Origin of the sequence: Streptomyces pimonensis, assembly GCF_041380215.1 — a bacterium.
GTDB lineage: Bacteria > Actinomycetota > Actinomycetes > Streptomycetales > Streptomycetaceae > Streptomyces > Streptomyces pimonensis.
In genome coordinates, this window is sequence record NZ_JAHWZY010000002.1 from 256,291 (window position 1) to 270,748 (window position 14,458).

The 14,458-nt window shown below is 72.2% G+C and carries 15 protein-coding genes and 1 pseudogene; 9 read left to right on the forward strand and 7 right to left on the reverse strand.

Going from position 1 to position 14,458, the window contains the following annotated elements:
* Nucleotides 1-2 precede the first annotated feature (2 nt).
* Nucleotides 3-380 carry a F0F1 ATP synthase subunit epsilon gene (locus tag KYY02_RS03745; RefSeq protein WP_371235941.1) on the forward strand — a complete coding sequence of 126 codons (378 nt, stop codon included), beginning with the start codon at nucleotides 3-5 and terminating at the stop codon, nucleotides 378-380.
* Nucleotides 381-508: 128 nt separating this feature from the next.
* Nucleotides 509-955 carry a DUF2550 domain-containing protein gene (locus KYY02_RS03750; protein ID WP_371235942.1) on the forward strand — a complete coding sequence of 149 codons (447 nt, stop codon included), beginning with the start codon at nucleotides 509-511 and terminating at the stop codon, nucleotides 953-955.
* A gap of 135 nt (nucleotides 956-1,090) precedes the next feature.
* Here KYY02_RS03750 and KYY02_RS03755 read toward each other — a convergent pair whose 3' ends face one another.
* From KYY02_RS03755 to KYY02_RS03765, 3 genes are all read right to left on the reverse strand, one after another.
* On the reverse strand, nucleotides 1,091-2,914 hold the full coding sequence (locus KYY02_RS03755; RefSeq protein WP_371235943.1) for a glycoside hydrolase family 18 chitinase: 1,824 nt from the start codon (nucleotides 2,912-2,914) through the stop codon (nucleotides 1,091-1,093).
* Nucleotides 2,915-3,050: 136 nt separating this feature from the next.
* A complete protein-coding gene (locus KYY02_RS03760; protein WP_371235944.1) occupies nucleotides 3,051-3,692 on the reverse strand; it encodes a response regulator in 642 nt (213 codons plus the stop codon).
* Entirely contained in the window at nucleotides 3,689-4,882 is a 1,194-nt protein-coding gene (locus KYY02_RS03765) for a sensor histidine kinase (protein WP_371235945.1), read from the reverse strand. Before KYY02_RS03765 ends, KYY02_RS03760 begins: the two co-directional genes overlap by 4 nt.
* Before the next feature lie 152 nt (nucleotides 4,883-5,034).
* On the opposite strand from KYY02_RS03765, the gene KYY02_RS03770 reads away from it, so the two are divergent.
* Complete coding sequence (locus KYY02_RS03770) at nucleotides 5,035-5,619, forward strand: hypothetical protein (protein ID WP_371235946.1); 585 nt, start codon at nucleotides 5,035-5,037, stop codon at nucleotides 5,617-5,619.
* Nucleotides 5,616-5,813: a DUF5708 family protein gene (locus tag KYY02_RS03775; RefSeq protein ID WP_371235947.1), complete on the forward strand. Its 198-nt coding sequence runs from the start codon at nucleotides 5,616-5,618 to the stop codon at nucleotides 5,811-5,813. The genes KYY02_RS03770 and KYY02_RS03775 overlap by 4 nt, the downstream gene beginning before the upstream one ends.
* A gap of 3 nt (nucleotides 5,814-5,816) precedes the next feature.
* On the opposite strand, the gene KYY02_RS03780 is transcribed toward KYY02_RS03775, so the two are convergent.
* From KYY02_RS03780 to KYY02_RS03790, 3 genes and pseudogenes are all read right to left on the reverse strand, one after another.
* Nucleotides 5,817-6,389, reverse strand: a complete 573-nt coding sequence (locus KYY02_RS03780; protein ID WP_371235948.1) for a cob(I)yrinic acid a,c-diamide adenosyltransferase — start codon at nucleotides 6,387-6,389, stop codon at nucleotides 5,817-5,819.
* A gap of 13 nt (nucleotides 6,390-6,402) precedes the next feature.
* Entirely contained in the window at nucleotides 6,403-7,152 is a 750-nt protein-coding gene (locus tag KYY02_RS03785; RefSeq protein WP_371235949.1) for an ABC transporter permease, read from the reverse strand.
* Nucleotides 7,153-7,165: 13 nt separating this feature from the next.
* Nucleotides 7,166-7,945 (reverse strand): annotated as a pseudogene (locus KYY02_RS03790) (ATP-binding cassette domain-containing protein); the annotation flags it as partial.
* A gap of 91 nt (nucleotides 7,946-8,036) precedes the next feature.
* Here KYY02_RS03790 and KYY02_RS03795 point away from each other — a divergent pair.
* From KYY02_RS03795 to KYY02_RS03810, 4 genes are all read left to right on the forward strand, one after another.
* Complete coding sequence (locus KYY02_RS03795) at nucleotides 8,037-8,672, forward strand: TetR/AcrR family transcriptional regulator (protein WP_371235950.1); 636 nt, start codon at nucleotides 8,037-8,039, stop codon at nucleotides 8,670-8,672.
* Nucleotides 8,673-8,892: 220 nt separating this feature from the next.
* Nucleotides 8,893-9,741, forward strand: coding sequence for a 3-hydroxyacyl-CoA dehydrogenase family protein (locus KYY02_RS03800; protein WP_371235951.1), 849 nt, complete (start codon nucleotides 8,893-8,895; stop codon nucleotides 9,739-9,741).
* Nucleotides 9,742-9,896: 155 nt separating this feature from the next.
* Nucleotides 9,897-10,220: an STAS domain-containing protein gene (locus tag KYY02_RS03805; RefSeq protein ID WP_030223853.1), complete on the forward strand. Its 324-nt coding sequence runs from the start codon at nucleotides 9,897-9,899 to the stop codon at nucleotides 10,218-10,220.
* 265 nt (nucleotides 10,221-10,485) lie between these two features.
* Nucleotides 10,486-13,029: an ATP-binding protein gene (locus tag KYY02_RS03810; protein WP_371235953.1), complete on the forward strand. Its 2,544-nt coding sequence runs from the start codon at nucleotides 10,486-10,488 to the stop codon at nucleotides 13,027-13,029.
* A 75-nt stretch (nucleotides 13,030-13,104) separates the two neighbouring features.
* Here the strand turns inward: KYY02_RS03810 and nucS are convergent, their stop codons facing one another.
* Complete coding sequence (gene nucS / locus KYY02_RS03815; protein WP_371235954.1) at nucleotides 13,105-13,776, reverse strand: endonuclease NucS; 672 nt, start codon at nucleotides 13,774-13,776, stop codon at nucleotides 13,105-13,107.
* A gap of 289 nt (nucleotides 13,777-14,065) precedes the next feature.
* On the opposite strand from nucS, the gene KYY02_RS03820 reads away from it, so the two are divergent.
* Nucleotides 14,066-14,458 (forward strand): SCO5389 family protein, encoded by a 393-nt coding sequence (locus KYY02_RS03820; RefSeq protein ID WP_371235955.1) that lies wholly within the window; start codon nucleotides 14,066-14,068, stop codon nucleotides 14,456-14,458.

The following is a 14,458-nucleotide window of genomic DNA, read 5'->3' on the forward strand; positions in this document are numbered from 1 at the left end:
CCTTGGCTGCTGAGCTGCACGTCGCGCTGGTCGCGGCCGACCGAGAGGTCTGGTCCGGCGAGGCCACCCTGGTCGTCGCGCGCACCACGTCCGGCGACATCGGCGTCATGCCCGGTCACCAGCCGCTGCTCGGTGTGCTGGAGTCGGGCCCGGTGACCGTGCGTACGCCTGAGGGCGGGACGGTCGTCGCCGCGGTGCACGGCGGTTTCATCTCGTTCGCGGACGACAAGCTGTCGCTGCTGGCCGAGACCGCCGAGCTGGCGGACGAGATCGACGTCCACAGCGCGGAGCAGGAGCTGGCCCGCGCGAAGGCGGAGGACGACACCGAGGCGGAGCGCCGCGCGGATGTCCGTCTGCGGGCGGCGTCGGCGGGACGCTGACATCGGCGCGACGGGATGACGTCACTCAGCCGCGGCCGGCACCGGAGCGATCCGGAGCCGGCCGCGGCTGAGGCAGATCCGGGTGGTTTTTCCGTTCCGTTACCTAGGAGACGAGGAGGTCGGTGCCGATGGTCCTCGCTCTGACTGTGTGCGGAATCGTGGTGGCCCTCGTGCTGGTGGGGCTCTTCGTCTTCGGCCTGCGCCGCCGCCTCATCCAGCGCTCCGGCGGGACGTTCGACTGCAGCCTGCGCTGGGACGCGCCCGAGTCGGGCGACTCCGGCGGCAAGGGCTGGGCGTACGGGGTGGCACGTTACAACGGTGACCGGGTCGAGTGGTTCCGGGTGTTCTCCTACGCCCCCCGGCCGCGCCGCGTTCTGGAGCGTTCCGCGATCGAGGTGGCCGGCCGCCGCCTGCCCGAGGGCGAGGAGGAGCTGGCGCTGCTGTCGGACTCGGTGGTCCTCGCCTGTCTGCACCGGGGCACGCGTCTGGAGCTCGCGATGAGCGAGGACGCGCTGACCGGTTTCCTCGCGTGGCTCGAGGCGGCCCCGCCCGGACAGCGGGTGAACGTCGCGTAGAGCGACGTCCGGCCCCGCTGGGTGAGGATGCCGGCAGCGGAGCCGCTGGAGGAGGTGAACGTGGCGCGACCGCGCTCACCCTCCCCCGGAGACGAAGGCGGGGGAGGGCGGACGTCGCGTGGTACCGCTCGAGGGCTACTTCAGGCCGTTGTCGATGGCCGTCACCAGTTCACCGTTGGCGGTGTCGCCGCTGAACTCCCAGAAGAAGGCGCCGCCCAGGCCCTGGTTCCTGGCCCAGGACATCTTCGTGCCGATGGTGGCCGGGGTGTCGTAGGACCACCAGTCGGTGCCGCAGTGGGCGTACGCCGTGCCGGCGACGGTGCCGGTGACCGGGCAGGAGTTCTTCAGGATCTTGTAGTCCTCGATGCCCGGCTCGTAGGTGCCCGGGGCCGCGCCGGTCGCCGAGCCGCCGGGGGCGGACTGGGTGACGCCGGTCCAGCCGCGGCCGTAGAAGCCGATGCCGAGCAGCAGCTTGGCGGACGGGACGCCCTTCGACTTCAGCCTGGTGATCGCGTCGGCCGAGTTGAAGCCGGCCTGCGGGATGCCGTTGTACGAGGTGAGCGGCGAGTGCGGGGCCGTCGGACCCTGCGCGTTGAAGGCGCCGAAGTAGTCGTACGTCATCACGTTGTACCAGTCGAGGTACTGCGCGGCGCCGCCGTAGTCGGCCGCGTCGATCTTGCCGCCGTTCGAGCCGTCGGCGGTGATGGCGGCGGTGACCAGGTAGTCCTCGCCGAATTCGGCGCGCAGGGCCTGCGAGAGGTTCTTGAACGCCGCCGGGCCGCTGGTGTCACAGGTGAGGCCGCAGGCGTTCGGGTACTCCCAGTCGATGTCGATGCCGTCGAAGACGTCGGCCCAGCGCGGGTCCTCCACGACCTGCTTGCAGGACTCGGCGAACGCGGCCGGGTTCTGCGCGGCCTGGCCGAAGCCGCCGGAGTAGGTCCAGCCGCCGAAGGAGTAGAGCACCTTGATGTGCGGGTACTTTGCCTTCAGCTGGCGCAGCTGGTTGAAGTTGCCGCGCAGCGGCTGGTCCCAGGTGTCGGCGGTGCCGCTGACGGACTGGTCGGCGGTGTAGGCCCTGTCGTAGGCGGCGTAGGTGTCGTCGACGGTGCACTGACCGTTCTTGACGTTGCCGAACGCGTAGTTGATGTGGGTGATCTTGGCGGCGGAGCCGGACGTCACCAGGTTCTTGACGTGGTAGTTGCGGCCGTAGACGCCCCACTCGGTGAAGTAGCCGAGCTTGATCTCGTCGCCGGCGGGCGGCGGCTCCTCGCTGGTGCCGGTGGTGCGGACCTTCACCGCGCCGCTGGCCGGGCCGGTCTGGTCGCCGGTGTCACGGGCCCGCACGGTGTAGGAGTAGTCGGTGCCCTTGCTGAGGCCGGTGTCCGTGTGGGAGGTGCCGGTCACGGTGGCGACCCTGGTGCCGTCGCGCAGCACGTCGTAGTTCTTGACGCCCTGGTCGTCGGTCGCCGCCGACCAGGACAGCTTCACCGAGGTGTCGGTGATGTCGGAGGCGGTGGGGGTGCCGGGCGCGGACGGGGCCGCGTCGCCGGGGACGGAGGCGCCGTCGCAGCTGCCGCCGTTGAGCTTGCAGCCGGTCGGGGCGCCGGAGCCGCTGCCGTTGAAGCCGAAACTGACCGACGCCCCGGGGGCGAGGGTGCCGTTCCAGCCGACGTTCCTGGCGGTCCAGTGATCACCGGAGTTGGTGACGGTGGCGTCCCAGGCGGAGGTGACCTTGGTGCCGGAGGGGAAGTCCCACTCGACGGTCCAGGAGCTGAGGGTCGTGGTGCCGGTGTTCTTCACCGTCCACCTGCCCTCGAAGCCGGAGCCCCAGTCCTGGGTCTTGGCGTAGGTGGCGGTCGCCGAGGCGGCGGCCTGGGCGGGGCTTGCCAGGCCGACGAGGCCGGCGACGGGGAGCAGCAGGGTCGCGAACCCCGCGGCGGCTCTGTGTCCGAAGCGCATGCTGCGCCTCCTTATGGGGAGAAGCCGTGGTGGGCGTGACTGAGCCATCACGCCCGCGGTGCCGCGAGAATAGAAAGGTCTGGACCACGGGTCAATAGGTCTGGACCACTGTCCCCGAAACCCGAGCGGGCTTCCGTCAGATCCCCAACTCCCGGGCCAGCACCGCCGCCTGCACCCGGCTGCGCAGCTCCAGCTTGCCCAGCAGACGGCTGACGTGCGTCTTCACCGTCGCCTCCGCCATGTCGAGGCGCGCCGCGATGCCGGCGTTGGACAACCCCTCACCCAGACAGGACAGCACCTCGCGCTCGCGCCGGGTCAGGGCGTCCAGCACCGCCGGATCGGCCGTCGCCCGGCGGGCGGGCTTCGCGGCGAACTCCGCGATCAGCCGCCGGGTGACGGCCGGGGCGACGACGCCCTCCCCACGCGCCACCGTGCGCACCGAGGCGATGAGGTCCTTCGCGTCCGTGTTCTTCAGCAGGAACCCGGCCGCCCCGGCCCGCAGCGCCCCGAACACGTACTCGTCGAGGTCGAAGGTGGTCAGCACCAGCACGTCGGCGAGCCCCTCCCCGACCACCTGCCGGGTCGCCGACACCCCGTCCAGGCGCGGCATCTGCACGTCCATCAGCACCAGGTCGGGGCGGAGTTCACGGGCGAGGGCGACCGCCCGCTCGCCGTCCTCCGCCTCGCCGACCACCTCGATGTCGGGCGCGCTGCGCAGGATCAGCACCAGTCCGGCGCGGACGGCGGACTGGTCCTCGGCGACCAGGACCCGGATCATTCCAGCTCTCCTCGGGTGATGTCGGTGACGGGAAGGCAGGCGCGTACGACCCACAGTCCGCCGTCCGGACCGCTCTCCGGTCCGGCCTCGAACGTGCCGTCCAGCAGGGCCACCCGCTCCCGCATGCCGACCAGCCCGGCTCCGGACCCCGGTGCGCGCGGGGTGTCCCGGCCGCCGTACGGGCTGCTCACCCGGATGCCGAGGCCGCCGTCGAGGTGGCGCAGCCGCACGGTGACCTTCCCCGGCGCGGCGTGCTTCAGCGCGTTCGTCAGCGACTCCTGCACGATCCTGTAGGCGGCGAGCTCGACCGGGGCGGGCACGGGGTGGTGGGCGGCGTCGAGGGTGACGTCCAGTCCGTTGGCGCGGGCGCCCTCGACCAGTGCGCCGAGGCCGTCGAGGGTGGGGGTCACGGCGGGCTCCCGGTCGCCGGTCCCGTCACGCAGGATGCCGATGAGCCGTCGCATCTCGGACAGCCCCTGGACGCTGTTCTCCCGGATCACGGCGAGCGCCTCGCGGGAGGTCCTCTCGTCCTCCAGGGAGAGCGCGGCCGTGGAGTGGATGGCGATCGCGGAGAGGTGGTTGGCGACCATGTCGTGCAACTCCCGTGCCATCCGGGCGCGTTCCGCCGTCACCGCCTGGACGCGGTCGGTCTCCGCGAGCAGCGCTGTCTGTTCGGCGCGCAGCCGGGCGGCCTCGGCGGCGTCGCGGTGGTTGCGCACGATGAGACCGGTCGAGGCGGGCGTGAACATCACGGCGCCGACGACGAGACCGATCAGCAGCGCCTCCGGCACCCTCCACACGGCGTACGGCACCAGCGTCGCGGCGATCGCGAGGATCCCGGTGATCCGCGGCAGGCGGCGGGCCGTGGCGGGCGTTCCGTACAGGACGGCGGCGTACATCAGGTCGGTGTACATCACGATCGTGGCGATGCTGCCCTGGGTCACCGTGTCCGCGGCCAGCGCCAGCGTGCCGATCAGCAGCGCGGTGCGCGGGGCGGTGCGGCGCAGCAGCTCGCAGCCGGCGATCACCACGAGCGGCACGAGGAGCGGTCCGCCGCCATCGAGGAGGACCTGCGGATCGTTTGCCCTCCGCATGCTCAGCCCGAACCCCCACAGCAGCAGACCGCCGGCGAGTCCGGCGAGCGCGACCCACGGGTCGAAGCGGGGCGGGCGAGGTGGTCGCAGGGCCATGGCACCATCCAACACGGTGCGCGCACCCGGTGCCTGATCCCCGCGGACGGTCCTGGACTGCATCCTTCGATGTACCGCGGGTTCGTCGTCGGCGACGAGGAAACGGGCCGGTCCGCACGGGAGCCTGAGGAGGTGACCGAAGGGAGCGAACCATGATCGTCGCCTTGATCGCCGTCTGCGAGGTCGGCTTCTGGGTGCTGCTGGCCGCCGGACTGGCCTGCCGGTACCTGCTGAGGATGCCCCGCGCCGGCCTCGCGCTGCTGCTGTGCGAGCCACTGCTGGAGGTCGTCCTGCTGGTCGCCACCGTGCTGGACCTGAGGAACGGCGCCGAGCCGAACTGGCCCCACGGCCTGGCCGCGCTCTACATCGGCTACACCGTGGGCCACGGCCACCGCACGGTGAAGTGGCTCGACGGCCACGCCGCCCACCGGCTGGGCGGAGCGCCCAAGCCGCTCGGCCCGCCGCGTCACGGCCTGGCCCGCGCCCGGCACGAGACCAAGGTCTGGCTGGGCACGCTGATCGGCGCCGCCGTGGCGACCACGCTGCTCCAGCTCGCCATCTGGTACGTCGACGACCCGAGCCGCACCACCTCCCTGGAGGGGTGGCGCTTCACGGCCTGGCAGGCGGCCGGCCTCCACGGCCTGGTGGCCCTGAGCTACTGGGTCTGGCCGAAGAAGGCCCCGGCGGGCGGGGCCCCGGCCGAGCCGGACCTCGGCAAGGAGCGTGCCGGCCGATGAAGCGGGCTTCTGGGAACCTCCTCGCGGGGGCCGCGACGCTGGTGGCCGGCCTGGGGCTGTGGCTGTTCGCCGGGGGCGCGGACCTGCCGGTGGTCGACCCCGTCAAGGCGGGCGTGGTCATGATGTGCGTCGGCGGCGCGGAGGTCCTGCTGGGTCTGTACCGGGCCGCGCGCGGCCCGGCGGAGCCCCGGTAGGGCTCAGCGCTCCCCACCGGGCACCCACAGGACGTCCCCGGTCTCCTTGTTGGCGATGCGGGCCAGGATGAACAGGAGGTCGGAGAGGCGGTTGAGGTAGGTGGCGGTGAGGGGGTTCATGGTCTCGCCGTGGACCTCCAGCGCCGCCCAGGTGGAGCGCTCGGCGCGGCGCACGACCGTGCAGGCCTGATGGAGCAGGGCCGCGCCGGGCGTGCCGCCGGGCAGGATGAAGGAGCGCAGCTTCTCCAGCCGCTCGTTGAAGCGGTCGCAGTCCGCCTCCAGCCGGTCGACGTAGAACTGCTCGACCCGCAGCGGCGGGTACTCGGGGTTCTCCGTCACCGGCGTCGACAGGTCGGCGCCGACGTCGAACAGGTCGTTCTGGACGCGGGTGAGGACCTCGACGACCTCCTCCTCCAGCCCGCCCAGCGCGATCGCCGTGCCGATCACCGCGTTCGCCTCGTTGGCGTCGGCGTAGGCGGAGATCCGCAGATCGGTCTTGGCGACCCGGCTCATGTCACCGAGAGCGGTGGTGCCCTTGTCGCCGGTCCTCGTGTAGATACGCGTCAGGTTGACCATGGGGCCAGCCTAGTTACGCTCCGGCCGTCCGGAACACGCGTGTGCCCACCGTCACGGCGAGTACCGCGAAGCCGACGGCGACGACGACCCCGTACAGCATGTGGGCCGTCGCGTAGGAGCCGACGTAGGCGTCCCGTACCGCGTCGACCAGATAGCGGAACGGCATCAGGTGGGACAGGACGTCCAGCCAAGTGGGGCCCAGGGTCATCGGGAGCATGAGGCCCGACAGCAGCATCGACGGCATGGTCAGGGCGTTGACCGCAGGCCCGAACGTCTGCGGGGTCTCCATCCTCATGGCGAGCGCGTAGGACAGCGCGGCGAGGGACACGGTCAGCAGGGCGACGAAGGCGAAGCCGATCAGCACGCCGGCCAGGGGCGCCCGCAGCCCCATCACCAGCGCCGCCAGCACCAGCAGCACCGCCTGGAAGACGAACACGGTGGCGTCCCGCAGGACCCGGCCCAGCAGCAGGGCGAGACGGCTGACCGGCGTGACCCGCATCCGCTCGACCACCCCCTGGCCCTTCTCGATGATGACCGAGAAACCGGCGAACGAGGCTCCGAACAGGCCGAGTTGCAGTAACAGCCCCGGTACGAGCAACTGCCAGGAGCTGCCCGGTCCGCCGAGCGGCAGGCCGGTCAGCAGGGGGCCGAAGAACAGCAGGTACAGCAGCGGCATCAGCACGCCGAAGAGCAGCGCGAAGCGCGAGCGCAGGGACTGGCGCAGATAGCGCCCGTAGATGAGCGCGGTGTCGTGGAGCAGCATCGTGGAGGTCCTGTACGGCTACGGGGGCGGTGCCGGCCGGCGTGGCGCTGCGGCCGGTGACGGCGAGGAGCGTGTCCTGGAGCGAGGCGTCGATCGAGCCGCCGTGCTCCAGCTTCAGGGCGCTCGGTGTGCCCTCGGCGACGACCACGCCCCGGTCGACGACGACCAGCCGGTCCGCGAGCGCGTCCGCCTCGTCGAGGTAGTGGGTGGTCAGGAACACGGTGGTGCCGTGCTCGTCGCGCAGCCGTCGCACCAGGTCCCAGAGGCCGGCGCGGCTGCCGGGGTCGAGACCGGTCGTCGGCTCGTCCAGGAACAGCACCTCCGGGCGGTGGGTGAGCGCCATCGCGATGTCCAGGCGGCGCCGCTGGCCGCCGGAGAGCGCGGCGCACTTGCGGTCGAGCAGTTCGGTGAGGTCCAGGTCGCGGGCCAGTTCCTCGGCGCGCTCGGCGGCCCGCGCCCTGCCGAGCCGGTACAGGCGGCCCTGGGTGACCAGCTCCTCCCGCACCGTGATCTGCGGATCGACTCCGCCGGACTGCGCCACGTGGCCGCAGGCCCGCCGCACGCCGGCCGGGTCGGTCGCCAGGTCGTGGCCGGCGACGGTGGCCGCGCCGCCGGTGGGGGCGAGCAGGGTGGTGAGCATCCGGAGGGTGGTGGTCTTGCCGGCGCCGTTGGGTCCGAGGAAGCCGAGGATCTCGCCCTCGTGGACGGTGAGGTCGATACCGCGCACGGCTTCCACCGGACCGCGCTTGGTCGGGAAGGTACGGGCCAGTCCGGCCGCACTGATGATTGCCATGACCCCAGAGAAACAGAGTCATTGAATTTTTGCAACGACACCAAATTTTAAGAAGACCCAGTGAGTGTCGGGCCGACCTACGATGGGAGGCATGGCAGAGGGGCTCAGGGAGCGGAAGAAGCGCGAGACCAGGCAGCGGATCTCGGACATCGCCACCGGACTCTTCCTGGAGCACGGCTTCGTGACCGTGACGATGGCGGAGGTGGCGGAGGCCGCCGACGTCTCCGTGAACACGGTCTACAACTACTTCCCCGCCAAGGAGGACCTCTTCTTCGACCGCTCCAAGGACGTCGTCGACCAGCTCTCCCGCTGGGTCCGGGGCCGGAACGCGGGGGAGTCGGCCGCCCGTGCCGTACTGCGCGAACTGCGTGCCGACATCGAGGGCGTGTCACCCCGGGTGGGCCTGATGGAGGGGTACGACCGCTTCATGCGCGTCATCCACGACTCCCCGCCGCTGCGCTCCCGCCTGTGGAGCCTGCAGCAGGAGGTCCAGGACAACCTCGAGGCGGCGCTCCGCGAGGAGACGGGCGCGGCCCCCGACGACCCGCTGCCGGGTCTGGTGGCCGGTCAGATCTGCTGGGTCCACAGCACGGTGTTCGCCGCGATCGGCCGGGAGATGACGAAGGGCCGCGCACCGGCCGAGGTGTCGCGCGAGGTCCTCGGACTGGTCGACGACATCGAGGAGCTGCTGAGCGACAGGGTGCTCGGTTACGCGGTGCGCGGCTGAACCGGGCCGCGCCGCGGGGACCGTGCCCGGGAGGCGGAAGAGGCCCCGCACGCGCGGTGGCCGCCTCTCCGCCCGGCCGCCGGGGCCGCCGGGGGGAGACGTGACGGGGGTCTCACAGGGTGAGACGTGAAACGCGTTACTAAGTCGCTCGCACGGCCCCTCGCGCCCGCTAGTGTCCGCTCCTGGAGAACAAGACAGCGCGTATCAGGGGAGTCGCACAGTGGCACGCAAGCTCGCCGTCATCGGGGCCGGTCTCATGGGGTCCGGCATCGCCCAGGTCTCCGCCCAGGCGGGCTGGGACGTCGTCCTGCGGGACGTCACCGACGAGGCGCTCACGCGCGGCACCGACGGGATCAAGGCGTCGTACGACAAGTTCGTGGGCAAGGGCCGGATGGAGGCGCACGACGCCGACGCGGCCCTCGCCCGGATCACCCCGACCACCGACCTGGACGCCTGCGCGGACGCGGACGTCGTGGTCGAGGCCGTGTTCGAGAAGCTCGAGGTCAAGCACGAGATCTTCCGCACGCTCGACAGGATCGTGAACCCGGACGCCGTCCTCGCCTCCAACACCTCCGCCATCCCGATCACCAAGATCGCGGCCGTGACGGAGCGCCCGGAGCGGGTCGTCGGCACCCACTTCTTCTCGCCGGTCCCGATGATGCAGCTGTGCGAACTGGTCCGCGGCCACAAGACCGGCGACGAGACCCTGGCCAAGGCGCGGGAGTTCGCCGAGTCGGTCGGCAAGACCTGCATCGTCGTCAACCGCGACGTCGCCGGCTTCGTCACCACCCGCCTCATCTGCGCCCTCGTCGTCGAGGCCGCCAAGCTGTACGAGTCGGGCGTGGCGAGCGCCGAGGACATCGACCTGGCCTGCAGGCTGGGCTTCGGCCACGCCATGGGACCGCTGGCCACCGCCGACCTGACCGGCGTGGACATCCTGCTGCACGCCACGTCCAACATCTACACCGAGTCCCAGGACGAGAAGTTCGCCGCTCCCGAGCTGATGCGCCGGATGGTTGACGCCGGTGACATCGGCCGCAAGAGCGGGCAGGGCTTCTACACGCACTGACACCGAGCGCTCGCCCCGGCGGGTACCGCACGCCGGGGCGAATTCGGTGTCGGTTCGTTCACGGCCGGCAACCTCGGGCACCGCCACGCGGGCAGGGGCTGCGTCACCGGCCGGCAGGAAAACGCGGAGCACGAGACGTAACACGGGGAGCGCATATGTACATCAGGGGCGACCACGCCGAGCTGGTCGTCGGGGGCCGCCTCGACGTCCGCAGCGCGGCGGACGCCCGTACGGTCCTGCACTCGGCCGTCGACGACGGAGCCGGCGACCTGGTGCTGGACCTGTCCGACCTGGACTCCTGGGACGCCACCGGACTCGGTGTGATCATGGGGGCCCACCGACGGGCCGGCCGCTGCGGCCGGCGGCTGGTGCTGCGGGACGTACCGCCGCAGATGCAGCGCCTGCTGGTGGCCACCCGGCTGCACCGGATCCTGGCGATCGAGGGAGGCATCGGGGTGGACACGCTGCCCCGCGTATGAGGGCGTACGGGTGCGGGACGGGGCGCCCCCCCCGACGACCCGGACCGGCCTCGGCGAACCGTGCGACGCGCGCACAATCCTCACGAGACTGTGATGTCCCGGACCGTCCGGTACCCCGGACTGTCGTAGATACTGAGCGAAGGTTTAGGGTTCGGCTGCCCGCTGCCTCGCAACCCTCTGGCGGGCCCGGACCAGGAGCGACAGCGCGGTGTGCGGCGAGGTCGGGAGGGGCTTCCACCACACGACGCTTTGGGGGCTAGGACCTATGGACCCGAACAACCCGGGACCCGAGGAGTACGGCCGGGAAGGTGGGGGTACCTCCCGGGCGAGTGAGTTCGAGACCGGGGGAGGCCCCGCGCCGCGCCAGCGTACGCCCCGGGAGTCCCTCTCTTCCGACTTCGGGCAGCACGCGTCCGGGCCCGCCCGCACGGCGCAACTCGTCTCCGGCGACTTCCTGCTGACCGTCAACCCCGTCGACGGCAGCGAGATCGAGCCCTGTCCGCCCGTCGAACGGCCGGCCCGCCCCGCGAAGCTCACCGAGGCCGAGCGCGACGAGGCGGGACGGGCCTCCGGGCCGCCCGTCCCGCCGGGGCCCGCGCAGCTCCCGCTGCCGCTGCTGGCCCGTGAGGACGAGCGCGAGAAGCTGGTCCGGCTGCTGGCCCGCGGCCGTTCCGTACGCCTCACCGGTCCCGCCGGCTCCGGCCGCACCCGGCTCCTCGACACCGTCGCCGAGGACTGCGCGGACCTCGCCCCCGACGGCGTCGTCCGCCTGAACGGCCACCGCCGCTCCGCCGACGACCTGCTGCACGACCTCTTCCACGCCGTCCACGACGCCCCGCTGCACCGCCCGGACCGGGACGAACTCGCCGGCCATGTCCGTGAGATCGGCGCCGTCGTCGTCCTCGACGACCTGGAGTTCGGCGGCGCCGCCCTCGACGAGCTGCTGGACGCCACCCCCGAGTGCGCCTTCCTCTTCGGCGCCACCCCGGACGTGCCCGAGCCGTCCGCCGGGGCCGGCGTCGAGGAGGTCGTCCTCCCCGGTCTCGACCGCGCGGCCGGCCTCGACCTCCTCGAGCACGCCGTCGGCCGGAGCCTCACCGAGGACGAGTCGAACTGGGCCGGCGACCTCTGGTTCGAGTCCGAGGGCCTGCCGCTGCGCTTCGTCCAGGCCGCCGCCCTGCTGCGGCAGCGTGACCGGCTGCGGGCCGGCGCCGACGCCGTCGACGAGTTCGGCGTCTTCGAGGACGTACGGCCCGACGAGGCCGCCTACGACCCCGCGGACGGCGACGAGGTGCCGCTGCCCTCGCTCGGCGAGGCCGCCGCCCCCGCCCCGTTGCTCGCCTCCCGGCTCAGCGCCTCCGCCCGCGCCACCCTGCGGTTCGCCGTCGCGCTCGGCGGCGAGGTGCCCCACCAGGCGCACCTGCCCGCCCTGGTGGGCGACACCCACGCCGACGCCGCCCTCGGCGAGCTGGCCGCCTGCGGACTGGTCTCCCCGGTCGGCTCCCGCTACCGGCTCGCCGCCGGGGTGCCGGCCCAGCTGGAGGCCGCCGGATACGCCGACGAGGCCGAGGAGCGGGTCCGTGACGCCGCCCGGCACTACGCCTGGTGGGCCGGACACCCCTCGGTCGCCCCGGAGCGGGTCTGCGCCGAGGCCGACGCGGTGCTCGCCGCGCTCGCGGTGCTGTCCCCGCTCGCCGCGGACACCACCGAGGGCGAGCAGAGCGAGGCCGTGCGGCTGGCCCGTACCGCCGCGCCCGCGTTCGCCTCGGGCCTGCACTGGAGCGCCTGGGAGAAGACGCTGCGGGCCGGTGTGGAGGCCGCCCGGCTCGCGGGGGACGTGGCGGAACAGGCCTACTTCCACCACGAGCTCGGCATCCACGCGCTGTGCGCCGGACAGCTCGACCGGGCCCGCGCCGAACTGGAGGCCTCCATCGGGCTGCGCGGCGCCCTGGCCGACAAGCGCGGCACCGTCGCCGGACGCAGGGCGCTGGCCCTGGTCGCCGACCGTTCCGGAACCCCGCTGCCGATCGTGCCGACCGTGGGGGAGGAGGTGCCCGAGGCCCGCTACGAGGAGTCGGCCGCACCGCCGCGCAGGGTGCCGACGGCCTTCCCGGAGCTCCAGCCGCCCACCGACACCGGCCTGGTCGTCCACCGCGCGGTGCCGCCGCCGTCCGCGCCGCCGGCCGGGTCGGGCGGCGGTCTCAAGGGGCTGGCCAAGCGCAACCTGGTGGCGGCCGGCGCGGGCGCGCTGCTCGTCGCCGTGCTGGGCACGGTGGTCACCCTGGGCGCCACGTCGGAGAACGACGCCGGCACCCCGTCCGAGAACGTCGGTGTCAACCCCTCCGCCAGCCAGGGCGTCGACGACGGCAGCCTCGGCGCCGATCCGGTGGCCGGGGACGAGGGCGACGCCGGCGAGGCCGTCAGCCGACCGACCGACCCGGGCCCGGACGGCACCCCGGGCACCTCCGACGACCCGACGCCCACGGCCAGTGCGTCGGAGGAGCCGTCGGACGAGCCGAGCGGCACGGGGGAACCGGACGATCCGACGAAGTCGCCGTCCGAGTCGCCGTCCGAGTCGCCGTCCGGGTCGCAGGTGCCGACGGAGCCGCAGACGCCGACGGAGCCGCAGACGCCGACGGAGCCGCAGACGCCGACGGAGCCGCAGACGCCGACAGAGCCGCAGACGCCTCCGGGAGGACCGGAGACCACGGCGGGCGACACCCCGCCGTCGACCCCCGTGGAGACGAGCGCGAGCGCCCCGCAGAGCGGCGGCGCTGGCACGCCCGGCGGCCCGGAACAGGTGATCTGACCCGCGGACACCCCTGGACACGGGTGAGGGCCGGGTTCCCGACGGGACCCGGCCCTCTGCTCTGTGACGGAGCGGTCAGAACAGCCGCAGCTTGTCGTCCTCGATGCCGCGCAGCGCGTCGTAGTCGAGGACCTGGCAGCCGATGCCCCGGTCGGTCGCGAGGACCCGGGCCTGCGGCTTGATCTCCTGCGCGGCGAAGACGCCCCGCACCGGGGCGAGACGGGGATCGCGGTTCAGCAGTTCCAGATAGCGCGTGAGCTGTTCCACGCCGTCGATCTCGCCGCGCCGCTTGATCTCCACCGCGACCGTCCGCCCCTCGGCGTCCCGGCACAGGATGTCGACCGGGCCGATCGCCGTCATGTACTCGCGGCGGATGAGGGTGTAGCCCTCGCCGAGGGTCTCGATGCGGTCGGCGAGCAGTTCCTGGAGGTGCGCTTCCACGCCGTCCTTGATCAGGCCGGGATCGACGCCCAGTTCGTGCGAGGAGTCGTGGAGGATCTCCTGCATCGTGATGATGAGCTTCTCACCCGCCTTGTTGACGACGGTCCAGACGCCCTCTTCGTCGCCGGACCCCTCCTTCAGCGTGCAGGGGGGCGACATCCAGTTCAGGGGCTTGTAGGCCCGGTCGTCGGCGTGGATCGAGACGCTGCCGTCCGCCTTGACCAGGATGAGACGGGGTGCCGACGGCAGGTGCGCGGTGAGCCGCCCGGCGTAGTCCACGGAGCAGCGGGCAATGACGAGACGCATGGTCGGCCACGCTACTCGACCGGCCCGCCCCGACGCGATTCGTCGTCCCACACGTCCCTCGGAGCCCACGCGACGCGTCCTGAATCTCCAGGAAAACGCGTGTTTCGGCGGTGGCCGATTACCGGCCCACAGGAAGTTCCGCATCCGGGCGTTCGCCTGGTGCCGTCACGGTCCGTTGCTTACGGTGTTGAACGGGAGGTCGCGAACTGTGTACGCAGCGTGTCTGATATCGCGCACTCCCTTATCTGTCAGGCAACCCCTGATCGTTGGGGGTGCGAGAGGAGAACCCATGTCGCTCGACGTCTCACCGGCCCTACTCGAACAGGCCGAGCGAGGCGAGGTCGACGAAGCTGAATTCGTCGACTGCGTCCGGACCTCCCTGCCCTTCGCGTGGGAGATGATCAGCTCCCTGGTGGCCCAGCTGAAGGTGGACGGCGGAGCCTTCGCCGACAACCAGACGCCCCCGCCGGACGAGCAGGCACGCGGTCAGCTGCTGCGTGCGCTCGCGAGTGACGCGATACGCGGGGCGCTGCAACGCCACTTCGGCGTACGGCTGGCCTTCCAGAACTGCCACCGGGTGGCCGTGTTCCCGCTTGACTCCTCGGTCGACGAGAAACTGGCCCGCTTCACCTCGGTGCGCGGTCAGATACTGAACCAGTCGCCGGAACTGCGCGACTGCTGA

Excerpts from the sequence above, each read along its gene's own strand:
- KYY02_RS03765 (WP_371235945.1), bottom strand. The coding sequence starts at position 4,882 with ATGGCCCTGCGACCACCTCGCCCGCCCCGCTTCGACCCGTGGGTCGCG.
- KYY02_RS03820 (WP_371235955.1), top strand. The coding sequence starts at position 14,066 with ATGTCGCTCGACGTCTCACCGGCCCTACTCGAACAGGCCGAGCGAGGC.
- KYY02_RS03760 (WP_371235944.1), bottom strand. The coding sequence starts at position 3,692 with ATGATCCGGGTCCTGGTCGCCGAGGACCAGTCCGCCGTCCGCGCCGGA.
- KYY02_RS03810 (WP_371235953.1), top strand. The coding sequence starts at position 10,486 with ATGGACCCGAACAACCCGGGACCCGAGGAGTACGGCCGGGAAGGTGGG.
- KYY02_RS03795 (WP_371235950.1), top strand. The coding sequence starts at position 8,037 with ATGGCAGAGGGGCTCAGGGAGCGGAAGAAGCGCGAGACCAGGCAGCGG.
- KYY02_RS03770 (WP_371235946.1), top strand. The coding sequence starts at position 5,035 with ATGATCGTCGCCTTGATCGCCGTCTGCGAGGTCGGCTTCTGGGTGCTG.
- KYY02_RS03775 (WP_371235947.1), top strand. The coding sequence starts at position 5,616 with ATGAAGCGGGCTTCTGGGAACCTCCTCGCGGGGGCCGCGACGCTGGTG.
- nucS (WP_371235954.1), bottom strand. The coding sequence starts at position 13,776 with ATGCGTCTCGTCATTGCCCGCTGCTCCGTGGACTACGCCGGGCGGCTC.
- KYY02_RS03805 (WP_030223853.1), top strand. The coding sequence starts at position 9,897 with ATGTACATCAGGGGCGACCACGCCGAGCTGGTCGTCGGGGGCCGCCTC.
- KYY02_RS03755 (WP_371235943.1), bottom strand. The coding sequence starts at position 2,914 with ATGCGCTTCGGACACAGAGCCGCCGCGGGGTTCGCGACCCTGCTGCTC.
- KYY02_RS03750 (WP_371235942.1), top strand. The coding sequence starts at position 509 with ATGGTCCTCGCTCTGACTGTGTGCGGAATCGTGGTGGCCCTCGTGCTG.
- KYY02_RS03780 (WP_371235948.1), bottom strand. The coding sequence starts at position 6,389 with ATGGTCAACCTGACGCGTATCTACACGAGGACCGGCGACAAGGGCACC.
- KYY02_RS03785 (WP_371235949.1), bottom strand. The coding sequence starts at position 7,152 with ATGCTGCTCCACGACACCGCGCTCATCTACGGGCGCTATCTGCGCCAG.